This is a genomic window from Parapedobacter pyrenivorans (assembly GCF_014636865.1).
Taxonomy (GTDB): Bacteria; Bacteroidota; Bacteroidia; order Sphingobacteriales; family Sphingobacteriaceae; genus Parapedobacter; species Parapedobacter pyrenivorans.
On sequence record NZ_BMER01000001.1, the window covers coordinates 375104 to 400734 of the forward strand.

Sequence of the window (25631 nt, forward strand, 5' to 3'; positions counted from 1 at the left end):
CAGGCAACCTTTTGCCTATCTTTATCGTATCCGTGATAAAGGATAAAAGCTTGCCGACTGTAAACGAAGGGGTTGTTGAAAAGTATATTGCCGGTTGCCAGAAACATCACAAGGAAAGTCAATATGCTTTATATAAGCATTTCTATAGCCATGCTATGGGGATATGCAGGCGTTACGCGCGCGATGCCGACGAAGCATCGGATATCTTGAATGAGGGATTCCTGAAAATATTCAACCACATCAAAACATACGATGCCGCAAGACCTTTTAAATCATGGATGAACAAAATCATAACCAACACCGCCATTGACTATTACCGCACAAGCCTTCGGTTTCAGTCGCAAGAGCTAACAGAAGTGCATGAAGATTTGGGCAACGACGCCGAGGTGTATACGAAGTTGGCCTATGATGATCTGCTGCTGCTAATCCGGGAACTGAGTCCGGCATACCGGACCGTATTTAACCTCTATGCCATCGATGGATACACTCATCATGAGATTGCTGACTTACTCGGGATAACGGTAAGCACATCCAAGGCGAATCTCCATAAGGCACGGAAAAAGCTGCAGGAACGATTGAAAGACTATGCGATGAATAAGCAAATGAGCAATAATGAAGGATCGGAGGGCTTTTCGAAGGGGATAACATGAGCATGCGAAAACGACATCAAGTTGATGAACTTTTTAAGGAGGGACTAAGCGATCCAGACATCCCGTTCAATGAGGGAGACTGGAAAGCGCTGTCGCGGAAATTACGTGCGCGGAAAAACCGGGTAATACCCTTATTCGTTTGGATAGGCGGGGGCATCGCTGCCGCCGTCATCATCGCAGCCGTGGTATTGTTCGGGAGGCGTGAGGACCTAAGGGACGATGCGGTAGCATCAACGGTACCGCATCGTACCGCGGTGGATACGTCCCGCAACGATTCGACCGCACCAGCTAGCGCCGAGCAAAGCCCGGCTCCCGTCGTTGAAATCACCGAAGGCCGTCACATCCAAACGCCCTCCCCCACTACACAGCCGCAACCAGCGGCCGAAAAGAGCCGTTCGCTTGTCACGGTCCATAGCCTCAAACCAATGGGCGTTCTTCCCAGCAACAAACCTACCATCCCGCAGCATAGCACGGTTGCACGCGTTGTGCCGCCATCCGACATCGCGCCTCCCGTACTTGCCAACCCGCAACCGCTAAAAGCCGATGACGCCCGACAGGGATGGGCATTCAGTATCATGGCTGCTCCCGATTTATCAGGCACCCAACCGTTGAGCGGGAAGCTTAGCGGCAACATCGGTCTAATGGCCACGTACCGCATCAATGATTGGCTAAGCGTCAGTGCTGGTGCCGGCTACGCAAAAAAATTATACGAAGCGGACTTTGCCGATTATAAACCCCGCTTCAAATGGGGCGATCGGCAGGGTACGCCAAGTTTCGTGGCGGCCAACTGCATCGTGCTGGATATCCCACTGAATATCAACGTGGACATTAAGCAATACCGCCGCTCCACGTGGTTTGTATCTGCTGGAGTTTCCAGCTATTTCATGCTTAGCGAGACCTATGACTATATTTATCCACCGCACGAATACGGCTATCCAAAACAATTCACCTTGCGCAATGAAAACCAGCATATCCTGGGGGTGGGCAACCTAGGAGTCGGCTATCGGCGGCAAATCAATCCTAAGCTCGGCATTGCGGTCCAACCTTTCGTCAAGGTACCGCTTACGGGTATCGGAAACGGCAACCTCAAACTCTACTCATCCGGCGTAGCGATATCAGCCGATATCGATCTTTCCCGCCGGTGACGTTGGCCCACTTCACTGCCCTTTGTAACCAATTTGTCGTAAATCCCTAATTTTCCATCATTCGTTTGGTTACAATCTATAATTAGTCTAAATTAGCGGCATTTTCTATTTGCAGCTGTGAGAAGACACGTATCTGGTTTGGTTTTATTTGAAAAGGTGCTATTCGCTACATTGGCAATCGTGCTTTTGATCGGGGTAGCCAATGGTCAAACCGGCAGGTTGTCCGGAACCGTGTTAAGCGAACAGGGACAAGCAATCATCGGAGCTTCGGTAGGTATTGGTGAGACTGCTCCATCACAGATCACCGACCAAGCTGGAAAATTTTCATTCTCGGGCCTTCGATTAGGCCAGTATACCCTGAGCGTAACCCATGTCGGGTACGCAACATACCACGAAACAGTCCGTTTGGGGCAGCAACCGACCGATGTAGTGATCCGATTAGTACCGCAATCTACGCTATTGGCCGATGTCACTGTTACGGGTAAAACCGAAACGCAACAGGTACGTGAGCAGGCCATCCGCGCCGTGGTGGTAGACACCCGCGCAGTTGCCGAACAACCGGCCACCCTGGCCGAGCTGATGAACAGGTCGCCCGGCATCCGGATGCGGCAAAGTGGCGGATTGGGAAATATGGTCGACGTCTCCATCAACGGGTTCCAGGGCAATTCCGTACAATATTTCCGGGACGGCATTCCGCTTGAATACTTGGGCGGTGGCTACGGCATCAATAATGTTCCGATTAATTTACTGGAACGTGTCGAAGTGTATAAAGGAGTCGTTCCGGTCACATTGGGAGGCGATGCACTAGGAGGCGCTGTAAACCTCGTCACGCAGCAGCACCATGGTACGATGCTCGACGTTTCCTATGAAGTGGCTTCCTTCAACACGCACATCGCCAACGTCTCCACCTATCACAGCAATGAAACCGATCGTTGGTTTGTAGGCATGGATGGTTTTTACAACTATTCAGACAATGATTACAAAGCTGACGTGGAGGTGGTCAATGAGAATTCCAATTTGGTTCCGGTTACCGTTCCGTTGTTCCACAACGGCTATAAGCACTATTTTATCGAAGCCTACGGGGGTATCCGAAACCGGGTATGGGTGGATGAATTGCGCTTTTCCATCGCGCGATACGCTATCGATCGCCAGTCGCAGCATCCGGCATTGATGACGAATCCGTACGGTGCATTGACCGTCCACAACCAAGGGTGGGTGCCCAGTATGCGCTACCGCAAAGCAGTTGGCAAAATAGCGCTGGATCAATTTGTCTCCTACAGCGCCATCAACCGGTCGCGCGTGGATACCGTGCGCGGTACATACGATTGGTACGGTGCGTTTACCCCGCGCACCGGCATCGGCGAGAGCCCCCGGCCTTCCTTGTCTAACATTGATTTTGACAACATCATCAGCCGTACGAATCTCGTTTATAAGATTAATGAGTCGAACAAGCTCGATGCCAACGTGGTATTCAACTACAACAGCCGGGTCGGTGCCGACCCTTATGGCTTGCGCTTTGCCGGGACGGACACCGACATCCTAAGTAAAACGGCCATTTACGCCAAGACCATCGCTGGCGTCTCCTGGGAATCAAAATGGCTGAATGAGCGGCTGGTTAATCAGCTGACGGCAAAATTTTTCCATTTCAAAACGCGGGGTATCGATGGCTTTTTGGCTAACGGCACAGACGTGGACGACTATACCACCTCTACGCATAGCAATTGGGGGGTTGGCAATGCCCTGAAGTACGCACTCAGCGACCGCCACCTGCTGCGGGCGTCCTTCGAGCTGACCAACCGGCTACCACGTGAAAACGAGCTCTTTGGCGATAACGATACCCGTGCGCCCAACTTTGCCTTGGAACCGGAACGCAGCCTCAATGTCAATGTAGGCTACCGCTACCAATCGCCCGCATGGTCCGCTGAGATCGGCGGCTTTTACCGGAAAACCAAAGGCATGATCCTGCTTGTACCTATTCAGCCACCATTCGCGCAGTATCAAAACCTCGACAGTGTACAAGGATATGGATTGGATATCGACCTCCATTACCGGTTTGGGCAGTTCTTCCAACTGACCGCCAACGCAACGTGGCAAGACAACCGAATGGTTGACATCGGCGATGGCTTGCATCAATGGATTGAAGGCACGCGGTTGCGGAATACACCGTATTTTTTTGCGAATGCGGGCATATTGGGCGATTTTGAAAACATCTTATCATCCAAAGACCGCTTTAAACCCTATGTGCATTGGAATTTCATCCGCGAATTCTACCTCAATCATATTCCTAGGGATGCCGAACCCGACGGGTTCCTCGGACTGTTCGGCAAGGCCAAGGTGCCTGTCACGAATGTTGTGCCCAACCAGCACCTGCTCAGTGCCGGCTTCACCTACTTCTTGGCCGGACAGCAGGTTTCCATCGGAGCTGAGGTGAAAAACATAGCCGATAGCAAATTATACGATTATTATAAAATCCAGCGGCCCGGCCGCAGTTTCCATGTAAAAATTAATTACCATTTAACAAAAAAACGTTGACGAAATGAAAAAGCAATTTTCTTATGCTGTAATAGCATTGATTGCCGCAGGCACCCTATTTACAGCCTGTACAAAGGACGACCCCAGCCCGAGCCAAGACAGTGAGACCAAATATGTGCTGATCACATTAGCCGACCGCGTAAGCGGCAACAAAGCCGGCTTCATAAGCGCCTTTGACGAGATGCCGACCGGAACGGTTTCCAATGCTTCGGCAGGGTCACTGGAAGGCCAGGGTATGGGCGGTTGGCGCACGTACGGCAACCATATCTACAAGATGTTCCGTACTTCGGATTACGCTACGGGCATCGAGAAAATCAACGTCACGGCGGACGGTACGGTAACCGCAGGGCAATTCATTAGCTCCAAGGACCAAGCGGCGGCGGCGAAGTATTTCGGTACCGGTAACTTTGTCATCAAAGACGAGAATACGGGGTATTACTGGGATGCCGCGGAACCTACGAAAATACAGAAATTCAACCCCGCGTCGATGACCGCAAACCTTGGGTCAATCGACCTCACAAATGCAATAAACGAGCGCGGTGCTGACGAAGATGGCATCAAATTCCGTTCCGCAGGCCAGAAGTTCCTCGCCATCAAAGGCAATAAGCTTTACGCCAACCTGACCTACGCCAAGCAAGATGCCAGCCAGATTGGATTCTTTGACGATTTCTTTCCGGATGTGTACATCGCGGTCATCGACCTATCCAGTGAAACATACGAAAAAACCATTTCCATCAAGAATACCGGCAGCATTGCCTACATCAACGAAAACCACATGTATGATTTCGACGACAATGACGACCTCTATATCGTCTGCCAAGGTCGGACGGCCATCGGTGGGCAATCGAAAATTGCACGGATCAAAGCGAATGAAACCGACATCGATGCGACCTGGGAGTTGGACTTTGCCGATGACTTTACCACTGACTACAACGGCAAATTTGTGGGCGTATTCGCGAAAGGCGGTAAACTGATTTTGACGGTAAACACAGAGCCATTGACCGGCGGCCCGACTGGCAACATCAATTCCGCAGATATCTGGAAATTCTACTCCGTGGATATCGCCACCAAAGACTTCACTGAAATCACAGGTGTTCCCGTTGGTACCAACCCCGGTGCGGCCATGGCCGTCGTCGAAGTAGATGGGAAAACCCTATTACGTGGATCGACTGTCAGTGGCGATAACGGGTATTACGAATATAATCCGGCCAATCATGCGGCAACGTTACTTTTCAATGTCAACGTCGGCGGTGCCGTATCCGGATTCCATAAAATAACTGTCCAATAATGCGGATAGGCAGGTTACAGCTGTTTGGTTTACTCATGGGATGTGCCGGGCCTTACTTCAGTACGGCCCAGCACACACTCTCCGTGCGGGTAACGGAGCTGCCAACCGCGCACGCCGGCGAAACCATCTACATCACCGGCAATTTCAATCGCTGGAATCCAGCACAGGAGCAAATGATGCTCGTAAAACAAGCGGATGGTTCATATGGCATCAGCGTATTACTGAAGGATGTGCCCAGCGATCGCTTGGAGTTCAAGTTTACCCGTGGCAATTGGCAGTCTTCCGAATGTACGGCCCAAGGTCGGCTGGTCGGGCCACGGTTGGCTACACTCGACCGGGACACGACCATCACCTGCCAAATCGAAGGCTGGCGCGATGACTTTCCCGCCTCCACCGCTTCATCCAACGTACACCTGCTCGATTCCGCTTTCTACATCCCGCAATTGGATAGGTACCGGAAAATCTGGATCTATCTGCCGGAAAACTACCAGACATCGAACGAAAGGTACCCCGTGTTATATATGCAAGACGGACAGCACCTGTTTGACGAAGCAACCTCACAGGGGCGAATCGGCCCCATTGAGTGGGGGGTGGATGAAGTCATCGATACCGCTAGCGAAAAATGCATCGTAGTAGCCATCAATCACCAAACGGACTACAAAGACCGTTTGCCGGAATATTATTTCCGAACCAACGAAGACTACAAGACGGTGGAAGGTCCCCAATACATAGACTTTATCGTAAAGACGCTCAAACCCCATATCGACAGCCAATACCGCACGCTACCAGACCAAACCCATACCGGCTTGGCAGGCAGTTCAATGGGTGGGCTCATCACATTCTACGGTGGATTGGCTTATCCCGATGTCTTTGGTACGATTGGCGTCTTTTCTCCTTCTATTTGGCTGGACCATGGCAACATCGAACACGAATTAACTACACGAACAAATAGAACAAACATCCATAGGCAACGGTACTACTTCTATGCTGGCATGAACGAGAACCGCCTCAAACCCGACAGTACGTTCGTACACATGTACGACGACGTACAACGCGCCATCGGTCTGCTCAAAAAGGCTGCCGACCCCGAAATCAAATTATCGGCACGCGAGGACGGCAGGCACGGCGCCCTCTATTGGCGCGAGGCATTCCCGGCTTTTTACCAATGGTTCATAGCAGGTACCAAAAAGGCTATTTATTAATCAGATGTTTAACTTTAAATCAATTTGTATGTACATTAAATCTAATAATTCGCTCATCAAAGCAGGAACGTTGGCAGTTCTCCTCGCTTCGGCCGCTGGATTAACACATGGCCAAACACTTGCTACGTCGGCCAAGGTAGGCCAAGGTCTGTACGAGATTGTAGTAGATCATAAGGATGGCGCGGTTTACGTAGCCTCCGTTGGTCAGCAGGGCAATCCCGGCCCTTACATCTATAAGTTGGATCCGAAGACGCTCGCCGCTACCGACAGCATCGCTTTAGGCGAAATCGCCGGTTTCGGATTGGGTATCAACCAGAAGACGCGGACATTATACACTTCCAACACCCGTGGAAATTCCGTGCACGCCGTTGACATCAAAACGGGGAAAGTACTGGCTACCATCAGCAACGGTGCAGCAAGCAGCCATACCCGCGAAATCGTGGTGGATGAAAAAACCAATACGGTTTATGTATCGGACGTGGGCGATCCCAGCACCGTATGGGTCATCGATGGAAAAACCAACCAGTACCTGTATTCATTGGAAGGTGCCGGTAAAACAGCAACTGGGTTAGCGATCGACAGCGACAAAGGGTTGCTCTATGTAACGGCCATGGGCGACGATGAAGTGCTGGTCTACAACACGGCGACCCGCGAAAAGGTGAAATCATTCCCCTCGGGCTCGGAAAGCCCCATTAACATCGCGTTTGACAAAAAGGGTGATCGGCTATTCGTCACCGACTCGAAAAACAGCGTGCTGACCGTATTGAACGCCTCATCAGGTGAGCTACTGAAAAAAATCGACGTGGGAGAAAACCCGATTGGCGTAAACTTCGATGGCAAACGGAATCGCATATATACGGCCAACCGGCAAGGCAAGTCACTTTCCGTTATTGATGGCGATACGTATCAGGTCATCAAACATATCCCTACCGATGGCTTGTCCAATACCGTAGCCGTGAATCCGAAGACAGGCGGTGCCTATGTCACCAACAAACAAGTGGGAACACGCGTACGCGAAGGGCAAACGCCCCCAACTCCCCTACCGAATGGCGATACCGTAAGTTTAATCACTCCTTAGTTAGCAATCATCCATGAATACACAGATCAATTTCAGTTTCGGGGCGCTTGCCTTGGTAAGTATCGCCCTCAATAGCCTGACCCCCATCGACGGAATGGCCCAAACGCTGGTGAAAACCGAAAAAATCGGCGTCAACTCCAATGTCTACCAGCCGGTGTACAACCCGAAAGATGGATTCGTCTATGTTTCCGGTGCTGCCGAACAGGGTAACACGGGCAAGGTCTACAAGGTCGACTCCAAGACGCTTAAAACCGTCGATAGCATCGCCGTACCCGAATCGGCACCAATGGGGCTTGGCATCAGCATCAATACGCAGACGCTGTATACAACCAACAGCCGCTCGGGTATCGTGACGGCCATCGATCTGGCAACGGGTAAGCAGACGCATATCAAGGCCGATGCCGATGGCCGCGCTCCCCGCGAAATTCGTGTGGACGAAAGCCGTGATTTGGTGTATGCCAGCAGCGTGCGCGGTGGTGGCCTATGGGTCATCGATGCCAAAACGAATACGTTCCTGAAATTCTATGGCGACCTCGGCGGAGCCATCACCGGCCACTACGTCGATGAGCAAAACAACATCATCTACGCAACCGCCATGCGCGATAACGAAGTGGTGGTTGTCGACGGTGCCACGGGCAACGTCCTAAAAAAATTCGCCGCACACGGCGAGCGTCCCACCAATGTTCACCACGATGCCGCGGGTAACCGCCTTTTCGTAGCCAACCAAACTACGGAAAACATCACCGTGCTGGATGCGGAAACCGGCCAGCTCATCAAGGCAATTCCCACGGGGAAAGGCGCGCTGGGCGTAAACCACGATCCGAAGCGTGGCCGGATCTACGTAGCGAATCGCCATGGCCGGACCGTTTCGATAATCGACGATCAGTCGCTGGAAGTCATCAAAACGTTTGACATGGGCGCATTGCCGAATACCGTAGCGATTGACCACGCAACCGGCGACGTATTCGTGACCAACAAGCAGGCGGTAAGCGAACGGGGCGAAAACGCCCCCGAACCGGTGCCAGCACCCTATGCAGACTCCATCAGCTTGATAAAGCCTTAACGATATGAAAACCCAGCAGATCATTATCTCTAAAGCAGTGGCCGTCCTCGTGGCGGTCGCCTGCTTTTTTCAACTACAAGCCCAACCGATAACCGTTACGGACGTGGTGGGTCGCGAAGTGACGATCCCCAAACCTGCCAAACGCGTTATACTGGGCGAAGGAAGGCAGCTGATCACACTGAGTCTATTGGTGGAGGACCCCACGGCGATCATTGCCGGTTGGACCGGCGATTTTGCCAGGTCCGGCGGGTTGCTTTTTGAAGAATACCGCAACCGGTTCCCGGCGCTCGACAAACTGCCCCTCATCGGAACATCCGGAAAGGAAACCGTATCGACGGAACAGATCATCGCCTTAAAGCCAGATCTCGCCATCTTCGGCGCCGGTTCGCATGGTCCTGACGCAAAGTCTGCCGATGTCATCCGTGCGCTGGAAGCTGCCGGCATACCCATCGTGTTTATAGACTTCCGTCTGCATCCATTCAAAAATACCGTGCCGAGTATGGAAGTGCTGGGCAAGGTGCTGGGCAAGGAAAAACGAGCGGCTGATTTTATCGCGTTTTATAATCGCCGCATCAACCACATCCGGAGTACCTTGGCTAGACAACCAACCCTCAAACGACCCAAAGTCTACATGGAGATGATCCGTGGTGCAGTGCCGCCCGGATCACCGGGCAAAGGTAACCTCGGCGAATTCATCGAGTTTGTAGGAGGCAATAACATCGGTACAGTGCTACCCGGCGAAGTGGGTACACTCAACATGGAATATGTGATCAGCGAACAGCCCGATGTGTACATCGCCACCGGCATCGCCAAACCGGGCGAAGAGGGGTTGGTAATCGGCCAAGATATCTACACGTACCAAACACAACAGAGTTTGGCTGCACTGGCTGCCCGCCCGGTGGTCAGCCCGCTGAACGCGATCAAGCAGGGACGGGTTTATGGCATGTGGCACCTCTTTTATGACTCGCCGCTGAACATCGCCGCCGTGGAAGCCATTGCCAAATGGACACACCCCGAACTATTCGGTAAGCTACAGCCGCACGGTGTACTCAAAGAAATAAACGACCGGTTTTTGGCTGTCCCATTAAAAGGTGTTTACTTTGCGGAACTAGAAAAATAGGAAATACGAATTGACACCAGACACCGCAACAATAGCAAAAGGATACCGACAGCAATTTACCAGGCGCATTGTATTGCTCTGCATCCTGGGGATAGCGATGTTGGTATCCTTTTTTGTTGATATGGCCGTAGGGCCTTCCATGCTCGACTTTAGCCAGGTCATCAAGGCTGTGTTTTCGCCAGACGCCGTGGAGCTTTCTGAGCGGGTCATCGTCTGGGAGGTGCGTATGCCCTATGCCATCATGGCGCTGCTCGTCGGCGCATGCTTATCGCTGGCAGGATGCGAAATGCAGACCGTCATGAACAACGCCATGGCCAGCCCCTTTACACTGGGGGTCTCCGCGGCAGCATCGTTCGGCGCTGCCCTAGCCATGGTGATCGGGCTGAGTCTCCCGGGAGTGGGAGGCGACTGGATGGTGGTGGTCAACGCGTTTATCTTTGCATTCGGTGCGACGCTTCTTCTTCAATTGTTGTCGTCGCTCCGGGGCTCCGGACCCGAGGGGTTGGTTTTATTTGGCATTGCACTCGTGTTTCTCTTTAACGCCTTCACCGGAATCATGCAGTACATCGCAACAGTGGAGGCTTTGCAGCAATTCGTTTTCTGGACATTGGGGTCGCTTTCGAAAGCGAACTGGGATAACATCCCACTCCTCTTTGCTTTGTTCCTGGTCATCGTTCCCCTTTCAATGGGGTCAGCCTGGCAGCTTACCGCGTTAAGACTGGGCGAAGAGAGCGCACGGAGCTTCGGAGTGAATGTACGGAGGCTCCGCTTCTTCTCCCTACTCCGGATCAGCTTACTTACGGCCGGAGCTGTCGCGTTCGCTGGCATTATCGGCTTTATCGGTTTGGTAGGGCCACACATCGCCAAATTATTGATCGGCGAAGACCATCGTTTTTCCCTGCCTGCCAGCATCTTATCCGGCGCACTCATCATGTCGCTGGCTTCCATCCTCAGCAAGTCGGTGGTAACGGGTACAATTGTACCGGTAGGCATCGTTACCTCGCTCATCGGCGTACCCGTATTTGTTGCACTAATCCTTCACAAACGGAAACGATAGTACAGCATGGCTAACCTCCATATCAACGATATACAGGTCGGATATCCCGGTAAAAAGGTGATCCACGGGCTCACCCTGCCGCCATTAGCAATCGGGGAGGTTACCGTACTTGCCGGTCCTAACGGCGCGGGCAAATCTACCCTGCTCCGTGCAATCGCGGGTCTGCTCCGCATGACGGGATCCATCCGATTTGACGAACAGGAGCTCTCGTCATTTTCCATCCAGAAGCGGGCCGGGTATGTCAGTTTCATGCCGCAGGCCGTACCTACCGATATTAACCTTTCGGTCATCGAGGCCATCATCAGTGCGTTAAAAGCTTCCCCACTGGATGCCGTAAGTGACGATAACCTCACGCTGCACCATCGTGCCATCGCGGTGCTCGAACGCATCGGGATCGCTCACCTGGCACTGGAACCCCTCAACCAGCTCTCGGGCGGTCAACGACAGCTGGCCAGCTTAGCCCGTACCGTGGTGCGGGAACCCAAAATATTATTACTGGATGAACCGACCAGTGCTTTGGACCTCAGGCATCAACTCAAGGTAATGCGCCTTGCACGTTCGTTTGCCGCCGACGGCCGGATCGTCATCATGGTCTTACACGATCTGAATCTCGCTTTGCGGTGGGCCGATCGGGTGATTGTCATGGATCAGGGAGCCGTTGCCAGCCAGGGGCACCCCACAGAAGCCATTACGCCCACTGTCATTGAGCAGGTTTATGGCGTGCGTATACGTGTAGAAAACTGCAGCCGCGGACTGCCTAACCTTATTGTGGACCGAGAAATTTAGCATCATGAAAATATCGAAAAGCACCATCAGTACCAAGGCAGCAAGCAGTTACATCGGCAAACTGTGCCGCCACTTCCGGCACAAAATTGAAACCGAGTACACGGCGACCTCAGGACTTGCCACGTTTCCATTTGGGATTTGCGAGATGTCAGCCACGCCCGAGCACCTGCTTTTTAACATCTCCGCTTCCACCCCTGAGGGGGTCGAAAAAATAAAAGGTGTCTTGGAAAGACACCTAGTCAAATTCGCCTATAAAGAAGTGTTGAACATCCAATGGCAGGATGAGTAACCTTATTCATTTCCGTTCAATCAAACAGACCGCATAGGCGACCACGCCCTCTTCCCGGCCAATAAACCCCATGGTTTCATTGGTGGTGGCTTTGATGGAGATATCGTCTTCGGTGACACCTGCCGCCGCCGCAATATGTCGCTTCATGGCGGGAATGTAAGGCTTGATCTTCGGCGCCTCTAAGCACAGCATGGCATCGATATTGCCCAGTGTCCAACCCCGTTCATCCAACAGTTTTACGCACTCCGCCAATAACACCAAGCTACTGATACCCCGCCAGCGGTCGTCCGTATTGGGAAAATGGTAACCGATATCTTCCAGGTTAGCGGCTCCCAGCAGGGCATCACATATGGCATGTACCAATACATCCGCGTCGGAATGCCCAAAAGCACCCGCATGGTGTTCCAATTGTACCCCGCCCATCACAAAAGGATGCCCATCCTTAAGCTGATGTACATCAAACCCAAATCCTACTTTTATTTTCATCTTTAGACATGATACACAAAACACGAGACTTGACCTGCTGTCTTCGACCCGCCAAACATAGGCAAATGCACGCATAATCTCAAATGGTATGCTATTTGCGTGATTCTCCTTGTACATCCAAACGTTAAAAGTTATTTTAGTTGGCAATAACTTCAATAATTTACTTAATTTTGATTCTTTGAAAAGAAATTTGTTTTTCTGAACATACCGAATGAAAACAGCGAATACTTATTTTATTCCTATCCTTTTGTTGCTCTTTTGTGGGGCTATATTCAGCTCCTGTAAAAATCGGAGTGGCGTGTCTCCGAAAACCGGAGTTGCCTATAATGACCCCTATAATGGGGGTCTCCAGATCAACAGGAAAGTAAAGGAAGGACCGGGACCGGGCTTGATCGTTATCGAGGGAGGTACTTTCGTGATGGGGGGCAGTCTCAATGAAGACATCACCTACGCTCATGACAACCTTAAGCGTCGCGTAACGGTAGCTTCATTCTACATGGATGAAACGGAAGTGTCCAATGCTGATTGGCTGGAATACCTCCACTGGCTCAACCAGAATTTCCCTGAAGATAAGGAACTTTACTACAATGCCCTACCAGACACGTTGGTATGGCGCCAGCCGCTGTCTTATAATGAGCCTTACGTGGATCTTTATCTGCGCCATCCGGCATATCAAGACTACCCGGTGGTGGGCGTTACCTGGGAGCAAGCCAATGACTATTGCATTTGGCGGACCGACAGGGTGAATGAACACATTCTCCGGCAAAAAGGCGCGCTTGTAGACTACCGGACATTGGCGGAATCGCAGTCGACCCCTGCCGAACCCTTCAATACCGACATCTACCTCAATGGGCAATATCGCGGCGAAGGCATCGACGGCGAACGTATGCCTGCGGACAACAGGCCCGGGACTGAAGACGGTGCACGCCGGCCGGTTCGCATGGAAGACGGCGTACTTAAGCAATCCTACCGGTTGCCAACCGAAGCGGAATGGGAGTATGCAGCCTTAGGATTGGTCGGCAATACGGAGTATGGCAACATTGAAAGCAGCAAGATATATCCTTGGAATGGCCTGGGTGTCCGATCGGCGAAACGACGTACGCAAGGGTTGATGATGGCAAATTTCAAGCCCTCTGGCGGGGATAACATGGGTGTGGCCGGCTACCTCAACGATGGCGGGGATATCACGGTATCCGTAACCAGCTACCTTCCCAACGACTATGGGCTGTACAATATGGCTGGTAACGTCAACGAATGGGTACGGGATGTATACCGGCAGCTTTCCTATGAAGATTTCGAGGATTTCAATCCGTTCAGAGGCAATGTGTATATGGATAAGCAATACGAAGATGCCGAAAAAGGTATTATTGCCAAAGATAAATATGGCCGTCCCATACGCGTGCCCGCCACTGCGCCGAGAAAACAGACGTGGGAAGAGCTACAGGCTGCGGCAGCTTCTACCGATTCCGCACAAGTCGGCTTCGACCACGATGTGCGCGGATATGACGATGAAACAAACAATGAACTCTATGGCGTTACTTCGTTGATAAACGACAAATCCAGGGTATACAAGGGTGGTTCATGGAACGATCGTGCATACTGGCTTAACCCCGCTACCCGTCGTTATATGCAGCAGGATGCATCGACCGCGATGACGGGATTCCGCTGTGCGATGACATTGGTGGGTTCCCCAGAGGTCAATACCAAATTGAAACCGAGTTTCCCCGCAAACCGGTCGCGGGGCCAGGGCAACAAAAAAGTATTGGGAATCTTCTGAAGGACGATACCCCACCCCAACAAATAAAAACGGCGGCTTCCATCTCAGGAAACCGCCGTTTTTTAATTTCAAACAGACAGACTCTTTACTCCACCGTCACGGATTTAGCCAGATTCCGCGGCTGGTCTACGTTGCACCCCCGCAAGAGCGCCGTGTGATAAGACAGCAGTTGAAGCGGGATCGTAGCCAGCAATGGAAGGAATGCCTCGTCCGCATGGGGAATTTCGATCACGTAGTCTGCCAGCCCCTTTACGGCTGTATCCCCTTCGGTTACGATAGCGATAATACGCCCTTTGCGGGCTTTTACTTCCTGTATATTACTGATGACCTTTTCATAAGACGAGTTTTGGGTGGCGATTACCACCACAGGCATTTCTTCATCGATCAACGCGATAGGGCCATGCTTCATTTCCGCCGCCGGGTATCCTTCGGCGTGGATATATGATATTTCCTTAAGCTTGAGTGCACCCTCCAACGCTACCGGGAATCCGATACCCCTGCCCAAGAAGATCGCATTGGTCGCATCCTTTATTTCGGAAGCGATATACCTCGTGGCCTCATCGCAATTTAACGCTTTTTCAACCAGCAACGGGATGTCCTGGAGTGTGGTAAGCAACTCGACAAGCTTACTTTGCGGCAACGTACCGCGTAATTGAGCCACGTACAAGGCAATCTGTGTCAACACCGTTACCTGAGCAGTAAAAGCCTTGGTGGAAGCTACCCCGATCTCCGGTCCGGCATGGGTGTACACTCCACCATGCGTGAGCCTCGGAATCGAAGACCCCACAACATTGCATATACCCAGTATGGTGGCTCCACGTTCTTTTGCAAGCTCCACTGCAGCCATGGTGTCTGCAGTTTCGCCGGATTGGGATATGGCAATAACGATATCACGCTCCGTGATGATCGGGTTGCGGTACCTGAATTCCGAAGCGTACTCCACGCCCACGGGTACACGTGCATATTCCTCAATGAGGTATTCGCCTACCAAGCCGGCATGCCACGACGTACCACATGCCACGATGATAATACGATCGGCATTCCGGAGTTTCTCCGCATATTCCTTAATACCGCCCAACTGCACCATTCCCTCCTGCGGATAAATCCGTCCGCGCATGCAATCCCGGATGGAGCGTGGCTGTTCATGGATTTCTTTGAGCATGAAATGATCATACCCGGCCTTTTCGAGCATTTCCAGCTGCATTTCCAATTGCTGCACATAAGGCGTGTGTACTTCGTTGTCGATCGTCTTGATCAGCAGTTCATCTGCGTTGATAAACGCAATTTCCTGATCTTTGAGATAAACGACGTTTCGCGTGTATTCAATGATTGGCGACGCATCCGAAGCGATAAAATATTCCTGCTCGCCTATACCGATGACCATGGGGCTGCCCTTCCGTGCGGCCACCAATTGATTGGGACTTTCCCGGTCGGCCACCACAATGGCATATGCGCCGACCACCTGGCTAAGCGCAAGGCGGACTGCTTCCAGCAAATCCGTTTTCTCTTCTTTCAGGATATCGGCAATGAGGTGGATGAGTACCTCGGTATCCGTATCACTTTGGAAAACATGTCCCCTACTCGCCAACTCCTCTTTCAGCGGACCATAATTTTCAATAATGCCATTATGCACAATCGCCAAACGCCCATCTTCCGACAAGTGCGGATGTGCATTCCGGTCCGATGGTTCGCCATGCGTAGCCCACCGTGTATGGCCGATGCCGACCTTGCCTCCGAGCGCCTTGCCTTCCGCAAAAGCTTCCAGATCGGTTACTTTTCCGGTCTTCTTATAGCTTTTGATCCCATCAGCTACCAATGCAATCCCCGAACTGTCATAACCCCGGTATTCAAGGCGCTTCAATCCCTTGACAATGATAGGCCAAGCTTCCTTTTGACCAATGTATCCTACTATTCCGCACATAGATGAATTGTTTTCCCGCCAAACTTACAACATTTTATCAAAAAAAAAGCACCCGTTTGATGGAACGGGTGCTTTCTTCTCAGCGACCAATACAGGCCCGCTCAACGGACGTGCTAGTTTTCGGATTGCGTGTAGTATATATTCAGTTTTATCCTCAAATCCGTACCCGCGACGTTACTGATGATCGCCCGGCTACCGGTATTCAATACCGGGAAATAAGGCACTGTTTCGTCGGAAGCTGCCGCCGGTGCGATAAAAAATTCGCTGCTGTTTATTTTTCCTTGGATTAAATCCTGCACATAGGATGTCAGGTGAAATACATAACGGTTTTTGCCTTCATCTATATTCCCCCCAAAAGCCCGCCAATTGCCATAACGATACCAAAGACTGCGCCCGTCGCCAGCAAAACTGTTGCCGCTGGTACGCGAGTCTCCATCTGGTACGGGTTGCCGTTGGCCAGCAATGTCTTCGCGGTACAAGGTAAGGCGCGGCGCGTGGATACCCAACTCGTCTCCAGGTGCATCATCCACATAGAGTACCAATTCGGCTTTATTCACGGCGATATTCCGATCTTTCAGTGCATCGATGTAGGGTATCCGTAGTCGAGTCCGGAGCCCTGCCGGGGCTTGCAAATACAACACCTCATGATTACCTTCAGGGCTATCCAACTGTGCCTGCACATCCTCAGCATAAGTCCGGCTGATGCTGGAGGTCAGTCTCCGGTAGGTAGATCCGCTATTATCCTGTACCGTCGTTGGAAGGAACGTACGGATCGTATCGATATCAGCGTCATCGCCGTCCTTGCCATTAGGTTGCCGGTAAGTAAGTTCAATACCGGTCAGACTAGAAACACCCCGGAAAGTCACCAGCCCGCCAATGCCAGTCATCTCACTTCCGTTTACACTTAAGTAAAGCCCTTTTACATGATTATTAAATCCAGCCTCGGTAGAAAGTGATGCTGAATCAACCGTTTCGCTGAATAAGTCTTTAAAAAAATCAGCCGAGAGCGCAACCCGCAATTGCGGAATGACTTTCACAACGGAGTCTTTATCATCGATATGCTTCCTGATACTTACACTGTCGGTCAGCTTATAGGCAAATCGAGCAACCGTCTTTGCACCGATGATTTCGTCTTTTACCGGCCATTGCTTGGTTGCATATTCGCCGTCGGTATATGCCTCGTCCAATTGGCGTACCTGCAGCGAGAAGTTTGGACGGAGTGTATCCCCGAAATACTCCGTGCCATAAGGCAACACGAGAATCACCGAGTCAATCTCCGCATCAGGTCGTATACGGGGTACGGTTGTCGGTCTTCCGATAGCCAGGGCGAGGTCCGCAACGGTTTGGCCGATTACCGGATCGTCAAACCAGCCGAATGTAGTCTGTGCAAATGAAGCTGACCTGGCGCTGTCATCCAATAGGGTGGTGGCATGCAGGGTAAGGGTGTCCGTCAGTACACCTGTCAGTTCATCTTCCGGATCCACATCCAGCCCGATACCCGATGGATTAGTACAACTTCCCAAAACAAAAAGACTTATCAACATGGTCAATAAGTCTTTGGTATGATAATTCATTCGCAAAGAAAATTAAATTCAAAATTATGCTTCCACTGCTGCCTCAAGCTCAACACTCGCAAATTGTTCGTAAAGGTTACAATAATTTTCGAATTCTTCGCTGTTTTCCACTTCGAATACTGGAATATCGCTCTTTTTAACAATATTTAACAGTTGTTGGTCCAGGTCGTCGCCAGACAAAACCACGGCATCAGAATAGGCCAACGCCCCTTGGTACAAGCCTGCGTAATCACCACTGCCATAGTGCGCTACGTCATCCTCGGTCATATCACCGGTGAGCGCAATATCTGCAAAGTTCTCTCCCAGGGAAAAATCATCAACTTCTTCCTTGTAAAGCGAGTAAATTACCTTGGCATCCTTAAATGTAGGATCATCTTTATACGCGGTCTTTAAGTAAGCCGGTACCAATGCGCTCATCCATCCGTGGCAATGCACAACATCCGGAGCCCATCCCAACTTCTTCACCGTTTCCAGGGCGCCTTTACAGAAAAACACCGTACGTTCGTTGTTGTCTTCGAAAAATTTTCCGCAGTCATCACAGAACACATGCTTACGTTGGAAATATTCCTCGTTATCCAAGAAATACACCTGCATACGGGCCGCAGGGATGGAGGCCACCTTGATGATCAACGGGTTGTCGTTGTTGTCAACAACGATGTTCATTCCGGATAACCTGATCACTTCGTGCAAGCGGTTCCGGCGCTCATTGATGTTCCCGAAACGCGGCATCAATATGCGGATTTCATAGCCCTTCTCCTGCATCGCCTGAGGCAGTTGGCGGGTAATTTCAGAAATTTTACTTAGTTCGAGGAAAGGCGACATCTCGTGGGTAACAAACAGAATCTTCGTTTTTGCCATCTCCAATTATTTGTTTTTTATTTTATTAGAAAAGTAAAATCGGTTTGCAAAGATAATCATTTTTTATCAATATACCAATTAGTTAACCGATGCAATAAGGAGATGCCACAAAAAATCATCATTTTTGCCAAACACAAAATAAGTTAACCTGTTGGAAATCGTTAAGACCAAAATTTCGTTGCAAGCGCTTCTGCAACCTCATCGCGGCAGCAAGCTGCGCATTGCACTCGTCCCTACGATGGGCGCGTTGCACAACGGGCATATCGCACTCGTCGGCCACGCAAAGCAACTGGCCGACGTGGTGGTATGCAGCATCTTCGTCAATCCCACACAATTCAACGATCCGAAAGACCTTGAAAAATACCCTCGCCCCATCGAACGGGACACCGTGATGCTAAGGGAAGCCGATTGCGATATCCTTTTTTACCCCAATGTGGATGAAATGTACGGACAGAACGAGCAATGGCATTTGGACTTGGGCGGATTGGACAATGTGCTCGAAGGACTGCATCGCCCGGGGCACTTCCAGGGCGTTACACAGATCGTGAAGAAGCTGTTTGACGCCGTACGGCCGGATGTGGCCTGTTTCGGCCAAAAGGATTTCCAACAGTATAAGGTGGTGGAACACATGGTCAATCAACTGCAGCTTCCCCTCACCCTGGAAATGTGCCCAACTGTCCGAGAGCCGGAGGGCCTGGCCATGAGCTCGCGCAATGTGCGACTAACGGAACTTGGGCGGCAACAAGCGTTGGCCCTGTACCGCACGTTACAGCAGGTTAAAGCCGATGTACGTCGCCAAAATCTCGTTACCCTTCAGGAGGAAGCTATCAAATCCCTGGAAAATAGTCCCGGGGTCCGAATGGAATATTTCGCCATCTATGACGCAGATACCTTTACGGAAGCGGATAACTCCGCACCCGATCGACCATTGATCGCATTGGTAGCCGCCTGGGTGGATGGTGTACGGTTAATCGACAACCTTTTATTGCAATAACTTAACGCTCCTTCGATCCACGCCATTAGGCTGCCGGTTATAAAAACCTGACAAAAAGCTGAAAAAAACATTATTTTTAATTTCCGTATCTTTGCATCATGGTTATTGAGGTACTGAAATCTAAAATTCATCGGGTACGCGTCACACAAGCGGAGTTGAACTACGTGGGGAGCATCACGATTGACGAAGATCTGATGGACGCGGCGAATATTATCGCCAATGAAAAAGTGCAGATCGTAAACAACAATAACGGTGCACGTTTCGAAACCTATGTCATCAAAGGCGAACGCGGATCCGGTGTGGTGTGCCTGAATGGTGCAGCTGCCCGCTTGGTACAGGTCGGTGACATCATCATCATCATTTCATATGCCCTTATGGACTTCGAAGAGGCGAAGAACTATGAACCCACACTGGTATTTCCGAACGAATCCAACAAGCTAATAGATTAACACCCAGCAAACAACAATAAGTTCATGATTTATTAATAGTTTGTTAGATTAATCTAACTTTTATTAATTACCTTTGCTGCATGATATTCGATAGCTAATTCGTACTTTGGTCTGCCGTGAAAAGGAATGATTCCATACGCGCTAACCTCGCTTGGTTTCAAGCGATTCTCTTCTGCTTGATCGTAGCGAGCGGCACGGTCTTCATGCACAAACATAAGACACGTGACGGTCGGATTGTCATCCACACACACCCCTACAACCTAAAAACCGGTCCGGATAATCCAAGTCACCATGAGTCGGATAGCCAGATCCACCTTTTGGATGTGATTTTCCAGGGAAGCTTTGTTCAACCCTTGTTTCTCCGGTATGACCAACCGATCATCACGCCGGTAAGTATTGCTTACCAAACGTTCTGTTCGCCCGGTCGACAGCCCCATTCCTTCCGCACCATTTATTTAAGAGGGCCTCCCCGAAGCTGCTAACTAGCTATTATCCTTCCGTTTGACGGGATTCGCTAGCCAAAACACCCGTATTTCTAAAAATTCAGTTCGTCGCAACGGTTTCCCTTGGTGGTCTCATACCCATCAACGGAGTCGCTGGGATGATAATCCGTCACCAAGCATTTTTTAATCTGATGAACAACCCTTACTACGCGGTATCGCTTGCCGCTATCCTCATATGCCTTTCGGCCATGGCTAATGGCCAAACCACATCGTCCATCAAAGGCACGATTACCGACAGCAATGGGAACACCGTGTCTTGGGCAACGGTTTCTATTCCATCGTTGCATATCGGTACCACCGCAGACAGTACAGGAAGCTACGTATTAACCGGTGTTCCCGCGGGAAACTGGGAATTGCAAGTAAAATACGTGGGTTACCGACCCTATAGCATGAAAATACGCTCAACCGGCACACCGGTACAACAAGATATCGTCTTGATGGACGAAGGCACCTCATTGGACGAGGTGGTGGTATCCGGAACCATGAAGGAAGTATCCAAATTGGATAGTCCCGTGCCCGTGGAAGTATACACCGCCAAGTTTTTCAAAGCAAACCCCGCACCGTCGGTGTTTGATGCCCTGCAAAATATAAATGGTGTACGGCCGCAACTCAATTGTAACATATGCAACACCGGAGATATCCACATCAATGGACTTGAAGGGCCTTATACGATGGTATTAATTGATGGCATGCCCATCGTGAGTGGACTCTCTACCGTATACGGCCTAAGCGGCATACCGCAATCGTTGATCGAACGTGTGGAAATTGTGAAGGGCCCCGCATCGACCCTTTACGGCAGTGAAGCTGTAGGCGGGCTGATCAACATCATCACGAAGAACCCGCGGACAACACCCCTCCTGGCCGTCGATGCATTCGGTACCAGCTGGGGAGAAATCAGCGCCGACGTAGCTGCAAAAATAAACGTCAGCAAAAAGGTACAATCCCTGCTTGGAGCCTCCTATTTCAACTACCAAAACCCCATAGACAACAACAACGATTACTTCACGGATGTGACGTTGCAACACCGCATCTCCCTATTCAACAAATGGAATTTCGAGCGAAAAGATAACCGGGTCTTTTCGTTTGCGGCACGCTATGTCTACGAGGGCCGATGGGGCGGCGAAATGAACTGGGAGCCATCATACAGGGGCACCGACGAGGTATATGGCGAAAGCATCTACACCAGCCGGTGGGAGTTATTCGGCACCTACCAATTGCCTATAAAGGAGCATGTTACATTCATGTTTAGTGCCAATGGCCATGACCAGAACAGTGTATATGGGGATATGTCGTTTTTGGCTGATCAATACATCGGCTTCGGCCAGCTCACCTGGAACAAACCTGCAGGCAGCCACGACCTATTGGCGGGGCTTACTTACCGCTACACCTACTATGATGACAACACCCCCGCTACCGCCGCGGCCTACAATGTGGACATCAACCGACCCACAAACACCAGTTTGCCCGGATTATTTCTACAAGATGAAATCACCCTCCATACCAATCACAAACTGCTTTTGGGCGCACGTTATGATTATAATTCCATCCATGGCAGTATCCTTACCCCAAGAGCAAATTACAAGTGGAATTCAACCGATAAAAATAATGTGCTGCGATTGAGTTTTGGCAACGGCTACCGGGTAGCGAACATATTCACCGAAGATCACTACGCCCTCTCAGGTGCACGGGAAGTGGTTTTCGATAATGAGCTGGATCCGGAAACGTCTTGGAATGGCAATGTGAATTTCGTCAAGAAAGTACCATTAAACAACGGTGGCATCATCGGCTTTGATGCCACAGTATTCTACACGTATTTCAACAACAAGATCATTGCCGACTATGATACCGACGCCACCAAAATACATTATGGTAACCTCGATGGCCACGCGGTGTCGCAGGGCATCTCGCTGAATATTGACCTGGCCCTGATGAATGGTCTTAGGCTGAATGCCGGTGCCACGGCGATGGATGTATACAGCATGGAAAACGGGGAAAAAGTACAGCAGCTGTTTACCGAAAAATTTACCGGCGTATGGAGTGCTAGCTACGCCATTAAAGGCATCGGCCTATCCATCGACTATACGGGAAACCTGTACGGCCCGATGCGCCTACCTTTGCTGAGCGACGAAGACCCCCGGGATCCGAAATCGCCCTGGTGGAGCATCCAGAACATCCAAATCACGAAGGCATTCCGCAACGGTATTGAGCTTTACGGTGGGATCAAAAATCTATTGAACTGGACGCCAAACAAAGGCAACCCCTTCATCATTGCCCGTGCCCACGATCCGTTCAATAAATTGGTCGAATTTGACGGAAATGGGCAAGCTTTGGTCACGCCGGAGAACCCCTACGGCTTGACATTCGACCCCTCTTATGTGTTTGGCCCTAACCAGGGCGCCCGGGGATTCTTGGGTATCCGGTATAGCTTTTATTAACACGTATTCAGTAAGGGAGCGCATGAAAAGGTCATTTCATTACATCGGACTTGTTTTTGCCATCACTATTTTGCTTTTTCCCGAAGCACAGGGACAGGTCAAGTCCATACCGATCGGCGAACTGGCGGATTCCATGCGCTCCCAATCCAAACCTGCGCTCATCCTTATCACTACGGAATGGTGCACCTATTGCCAGATGCAAAAAGCACAGCTCCGAAAGAACGCGGATTTCCAATCCGCATCTGCCGATTTCCATTTTTCGGAATTCGATGCCGAAACCAGAGATCCCATTGTTTTTGCCGACACCACGTATCATTTCAAAAACACCGGTGTGTCTACCGGACGCCACGATCTGGCATATATGCTGGGGAACCAGCACAACCGGCTCGCTTTCCCCACGTGGGTGCTCGTCAATGAAAACCTTGAAATTATCTTTAAATATCCGGGCATACTGAAACCCAGTGATTTGGAAGCACTGATTGGCGCATTGCGCCGCGACCAAACTCTTAAGAAATAATTTTAAATGAAACGCCAAATACCTGCGGGAATATTTGCAGCAATCAGAAAAATTACTTTAATTGCAAGAAATTTAACAACTACCTATGTTAAAGTCTTTGGTCCCAGCGGTTCTCTGCTTGCTTGCGTTGCTGTCTGCATGCGAGCCGAATGGCAGTGAATCAATGGAACCTGTGCCCAAGGAAGAGTCCCCTATTTCATCAGATAATGAGGAAAAGAACCCCGGAAACCCCGTAGTCATGGACTCCAGTGCGATCCAAGCACTAGCCGAAGTGAATACCTGGCGGCAACAAGGCTGTGACTGTGGAGAGGAGACCATGCCCCCCACCTCCATGGTAGCCTGGAATGCCGAACTCTATGCCGCAGCATTGGCCCATGCTAAGGATATGCATACCCGCAATTATTTCAGCCATACCAGCCCCTCCGGCGAAAACGTATACCATCGGCTCATCGCCTCAGGCTACATATCCGACGCCACAGGCGTGCTTACCTACGGCGAAAACATCGCCTTCGGCGACTTCGATTTGGTGGCAGCTGTAAAAAAATGGTTGGCTAGCCCGAGCCACTGCGCAAACATGATGCGCGGCTCCTACCGTGAAATGGCCATCGCGCATGACGGCAACTATTGGGTTCAGGTTTTTGGGGCCACACGCGAATAATACGACTTACTTAACTCCACAAGCAACGCCGGAATGACGTCCATGGCTACGCCCTTGGCATATTCGAAATACCGTAACGTATTGGGATCGAACCTTTCCGCATAGTACAGGTCAAACGATTCCGTGGAACGATTGCCGCGCGCACCCTTTCTTTTGATGACGATACTGGTAAACCATCGCGGGCTATCTTCCGTGATGATGCTAAAGGTAAGTCCATGCGTACATATATCCTGTTGATCGAGCTCGCCGACCAGAAATTGTTTTAACTGAAGTGCTTCTTCATCCAATACGGGGATGTGCCAATTGAGTTCAAGACTGGAATGGCGCATATTGATTCCCATGCCGCCCATCAGCCTTTCCCATTCCAGGCGATCGTCATCACGTATATCTTTGATCACAAATGACTTCCATGGTGTAATATAAAAATAGGGAATACGCCCATCGATACACAGTTGGCAGGCCCGTACCAGAAAGGGGATGTGGAAGCGGTTGTTGCGCCAGTACAAACCAAGCCACGACTTTCCATCCCCGAGGCTTTCCATCCCCTCATAACAAGGAAAATAAGGAGTGGGAAGCCGCAGGTCCTCCCTGGTTACGATGGTGTTTAATTTGATATGCTCCGCCAATCCGGCAATCAAATCGGGCAGCATCGCCATACGGTCTTTCAACAACCGTTGTTCCAGAAATACGCTCAGTTTGGCAATGTCGGTACTATGGACCAACGTGGGCCATTTTTCAAGCCGGTCCCCCGCATGCGCGTTGCGAAGATAAAGATACCAGTACTGCGGCTTGGCTGATGCCACGAAATTAAGGTCGCCGGTAAACAGCGGGACCATCGCCTGACGGGGGTCGGTAATATTTATTTTGAGTTGTGGCGGATGTGCAAATGCGTCCAACACCGATCTGTAACTACCCAGATCCAACCATTCGGTTGTGTTGGTAATGCCAATGGCAACGGTGCTGCTTACCAGGTTTTGAAACAAATCCCGATGTCCCTGCCTGACATCGATCTGCCGTGTCGCCAATTGTTCCGCGAGGTTCGTTAAGCTACCGCTGCGTGCCGGGAATAAGATGTCCTGCCGGGAACCAAAAAAAATAAATTCATTTCCCAATGTTCCGGAGGCTTCCAAAATCGCCATCAGGTCCTCGGGAGTGACCATACCGCCTTTTATAAACACCCGAACCAGGTGATGTTTATCATCGCGTAGGGTTGCTGGCGTTTCCATCACGTTATTCATATCTTATGCAA

General features: G+C 50.7%; 23 protein-coding genes. 18 read left to right on the forward strand and 5 right to left on the reverse strand.

Translation table 11 applies throughout. The features are described from left to right. Positions 1–50 precede the first annotated feature (50 nt). The 11 genes from IEV98_RS01430 (at position 51) to IEV98_RS01480 (ending at position 12210) form a co-directional block, all read left to right on the forward strand. On the forward strand, positions 51–650 hold the full coding sequence (locus IEV98_RS01430) for an RNA polymerase sigma factor (protein WP_229738509.1): 600 nt from the start codon (positions 51–53) through the stop codon (positions 648–650). A gap of 2 nt (positions 651–652) precedes the next feature. Continuing rightward, positions 653–1795: a putative outer membrane beta-barrel protein gene (locus IEV98_RS01435; RefSeq protein WP_229738510.1), complete on the forward strand. Its 1143-nt coding sequence runs from the start codon at positions 653–655 to the stop codon at positions 1793–1795. A gap of 117 nt (positions 1796–1912) precedes the next feature. Next, on the forward strand, positions 1913–4327 hold the full coding sequence (locus IEV98_RS01440; RefSeq protein WP_188504158.1) for a TonB-dependent receptor: 2415 nt from the start codon (positions 1913–1915) through the stop codon (positions 4325–4327). Between the two features lie 4 nt (positions 4328–4331). Then, positions 4332–5615: a DUF4374 domain-containing protein gene (locus tag IEV98_RS01445; RefSeq protein ID WP_188504159.1), complete on the forward strand. Its 1284-nt coding sequence runs from the start codon at positions 4332–4334 to the stop codon at positions 5613–5615. Then, a complete protein-coding gene (locus IEV98_RS01450) occupies positions 5615–6817 on the forward strand; it encodes an alpha/beta hydrolase (RefSeq protein WP_188504160.1) in 1203 nt (400 codons plus the stop codon). Before IEV98_RS01445 ends, IEV98_RS01450 begins: the two co-directional genes overlap by 1 nt. Before the next feature lie 28 nt (positions 6818–6845). Continuing rightward, complete coding sequence (locus IEV98_RS01455) at positions 6846–7895, forward strand: YncE family protein (RefSeq protein ID WP_188504161.1); 1050 nt, start codon at positions 6846–6848, stop codon at positions 7893–7895. A 13-nt stretch (positions 7896–7908) separates the two neighbouring features. Further along, positions 7909–8958 carry a YncE family protein gene (locus tag IEV98_RS01460; RefSeq protein WP_188504162.1) on the forward strand — a complete coding sequence of 350 codons (1050 nt, stop codon included), beginning with the start codon at positions 7909–7911 and terminating at the stop codon, positions 8956–8958. Between the two features lie 4 nt (positions 8959–8962). Further along, positions 8963–10078, forward strand: coding sequence for an ABC transporter substrate-binding protein (locus tag IEV98_RS01465; RefSeq protein WP_188504163.1), 1116 nt, complete (start codon positions 8963–8965; stop codon positions 10076–10078). A 10-nt stretch (positions 10079–10088) separates the two neighbouring features. Further along, positions 10089–11135, forward strand: coding sequence for a FecCD family ABC transporter permease (locus IEV98_RS01470; RefSeq protein ID WP_229738511.1), 1047 nt, complete (start codon positions 10089–10091; stop codon positions 11133–11135). A gap of 6 nt (positions 11136–11141) precedes the next feature. Next, positions 11142–11921 carry an ABC transporter ATP-binding protein gene (locus tag IEV98_RS01475; RefSeq protein WP_188504164.1) on the forward strand — a complete coding sequence of 260 codons (780 nt, stop codon included), beginning with the start codon at positions 11142–11144 and terminating at the stop codon, positions 11919–11921. A gap of 4 nt (positions 11922–11925) precedes the next feature. After that, the gene (locus IEV98_RS01480) at positions 11926–12210 is read left to right on the forward strand and encodes a DUF2218 domain-containing protein (RefSeq protein WP_188504165.1); all 285 of its coding nucleotides are present in this window, start codon (positions 11926–11928) and stop codon (positions 12208–12210) included. Between the two features lie 6 nt (positions 12211–12216). Here the strand turns inward: IEV98_RS01480 and ispF are convergent, their stop codons facing one another. Further along, positions 12217–12696, reverse strand: coding sequence for a 2-C-methyl-D-erythritol 2,4-cyclodiphosphate synthase (gene ispF / locus IEV98_RS01485; RefSeq protein ID WP_188504166.1), 480 nt, complete (start codon positions 12694–12696; stop codon positions 12217–12219). Positions 12697–12907: 211 nt separating this feature from the next. Here ispF and IEV98_RS01490 point away from each other — a divergent pair, with 211 nt between their 5' ends. Beyond that, a complete protein-coding gene (locus IEV98_RS01490) occupies positions 12908–14473 on the forward strand; it encodes an SUMF1/EgtB/PvdO family nonheme iron enzyme (protein ID WP_188504167.1) in 1566 nt (521 codons plus the stop codon). 85 nt (positions 14474–14558) lie between these two features. Here the strand turns inward: IEV98_RS01490 and glmS are convergent, their stop codons facing one another. The 3 genes from glmS to IEV98_RS01505 all read right to left on the reverse strand — a co-directional run bounded on the left by glmS (position 14559) and on the right by IEV98_RS01505 (position 18826). Next, positions 14559–16394 carry a glutamine--fructose-6-phosphate transaminase (isomerizing) gene (glmS, locus tag IEV98_RS01495; RefSeq protein ID WP_188504168.1) on the reverse strand — a complete coding sequence of 612 codons (1836 nt, stop codon included), beginning with the start codon at positions 16392–16394 and terminating at the stop codon, positions 14559–14561. Positions 16395–16507: 113 nt separating this feature from the next. Further along, positions 16508–17968, reverse strand: coding sequence for a DUF4270 family protein (locus tag IEV98_RS01500; RefSeq protein WP_188504169.1), 1461 nt, complete (start codon positions 17966–17968; stop codon positions 16508–16510). A gap of 24 nt (positions 17969–17992) precedes the next feature. Continuing rightward, on the reverse strand, positions 17993–18826 hold the full coding sequence (locus IEV98_RS01505; protein WP_188504170.1) for a glycogen/starch synthase: 834 nt from the start codon (positions 18824–18826) through the stop codon (positions 17993–17995). A 151-nt stretch (positions 18827–18977) separates the two neighbouring features. Here IEV98_RS01505 and panC point away from each other — a divergent pair, with 151 nt between their 5' ends. From panC to IEV98_RS01535, 6 genes are all read left to right on the forward strand, one after another. Beyond that, positions 18978–19820 carry a pantoate--beta-alanine ligase gene (gene panC / locus IEV98_RS01510; protein ID WP_188504171.1) on the forward strand — a complete coding sequence of 281 codons (843 nt, stop codon included), beginning with the start codon at positions 18978–18980 and terminating at the stop codon, positions 19818–19820. Between the two features lie 98 nt (positions 19821–19918). Beyond that, entirely contained in the window at positions 19919–20269 is a 351-nt protein-coding gene (gene panD / locus IEV98_RS01515) for an aspartate 1-decarboxylase (protein ID WP_188504172.1), read from the forward strand. A gap of 116 nt (positions 20270–20385) precedes the next feature. Next, positions 20386–20751 (forward strand): DUF8478 family putative metalloprotein, encoded by a 366-nt coding sequence (locus tag IEV98_RS01520; protein ID WP_188504173.1) that lies wholly within the window; start codon positions 20386–20388, stop codon positions 20749–20751. A gap of 152 nt (positions 20752–20903) precedes the next feature. After that, positions 20904–23207, forward strand: coding sequence for a TonB-dependent receptor (locus IEV98_RS01525; RefSeq protein WP_229738512.1), 2304 nt, complete (start codon positions 20904–20906; stop codon positions 23205–23207). A 22-nt stretch (positions 23208–23229) separates the two neighbouring features. Beyond that, positions 23230–23724 carry a thioredoxin family protein gene (locus IEV98_RS01530; protein ID WP_188504174.1) on the forward strand — a complete coding sequence of 165 codons (495 nt, stop codon included), beginning with the start codon at positions 23230–23232 and terminating at the stop codon, positions 23722–23724. An 85-nt stretch (positions 23725–23809) separates the two neighbouring features. After that, complete coding sequence (locus IEV98_RS01535) at positions 23810–24382, forward strand: CAP domain-containing protein (protein WP_188504175.1); 573 nt, start codon at positions 23810–23812, stop codon at positions 24380–24382. Here IEV98_RS01535 and IEV98_RS01540 read toward each other — a convergent pair. Continuing rightward, positions 24355–25608 (reverse strand): ferredoxin-like domain-containing protein, encoded by a 1254-nt coding sequence (locus IEV98_RS01540; protein ID WP_188504176.1) that lies wholly within the window; start codon positions 25606–25608, stop codon positions 24355–24357. The genes IEV98_RS01535 and IEV98_RS01540 overlap by 28 nt on opposite strands. Between the last annotated feature and the right edge of the window lie 23 nt (positions 25609–25631).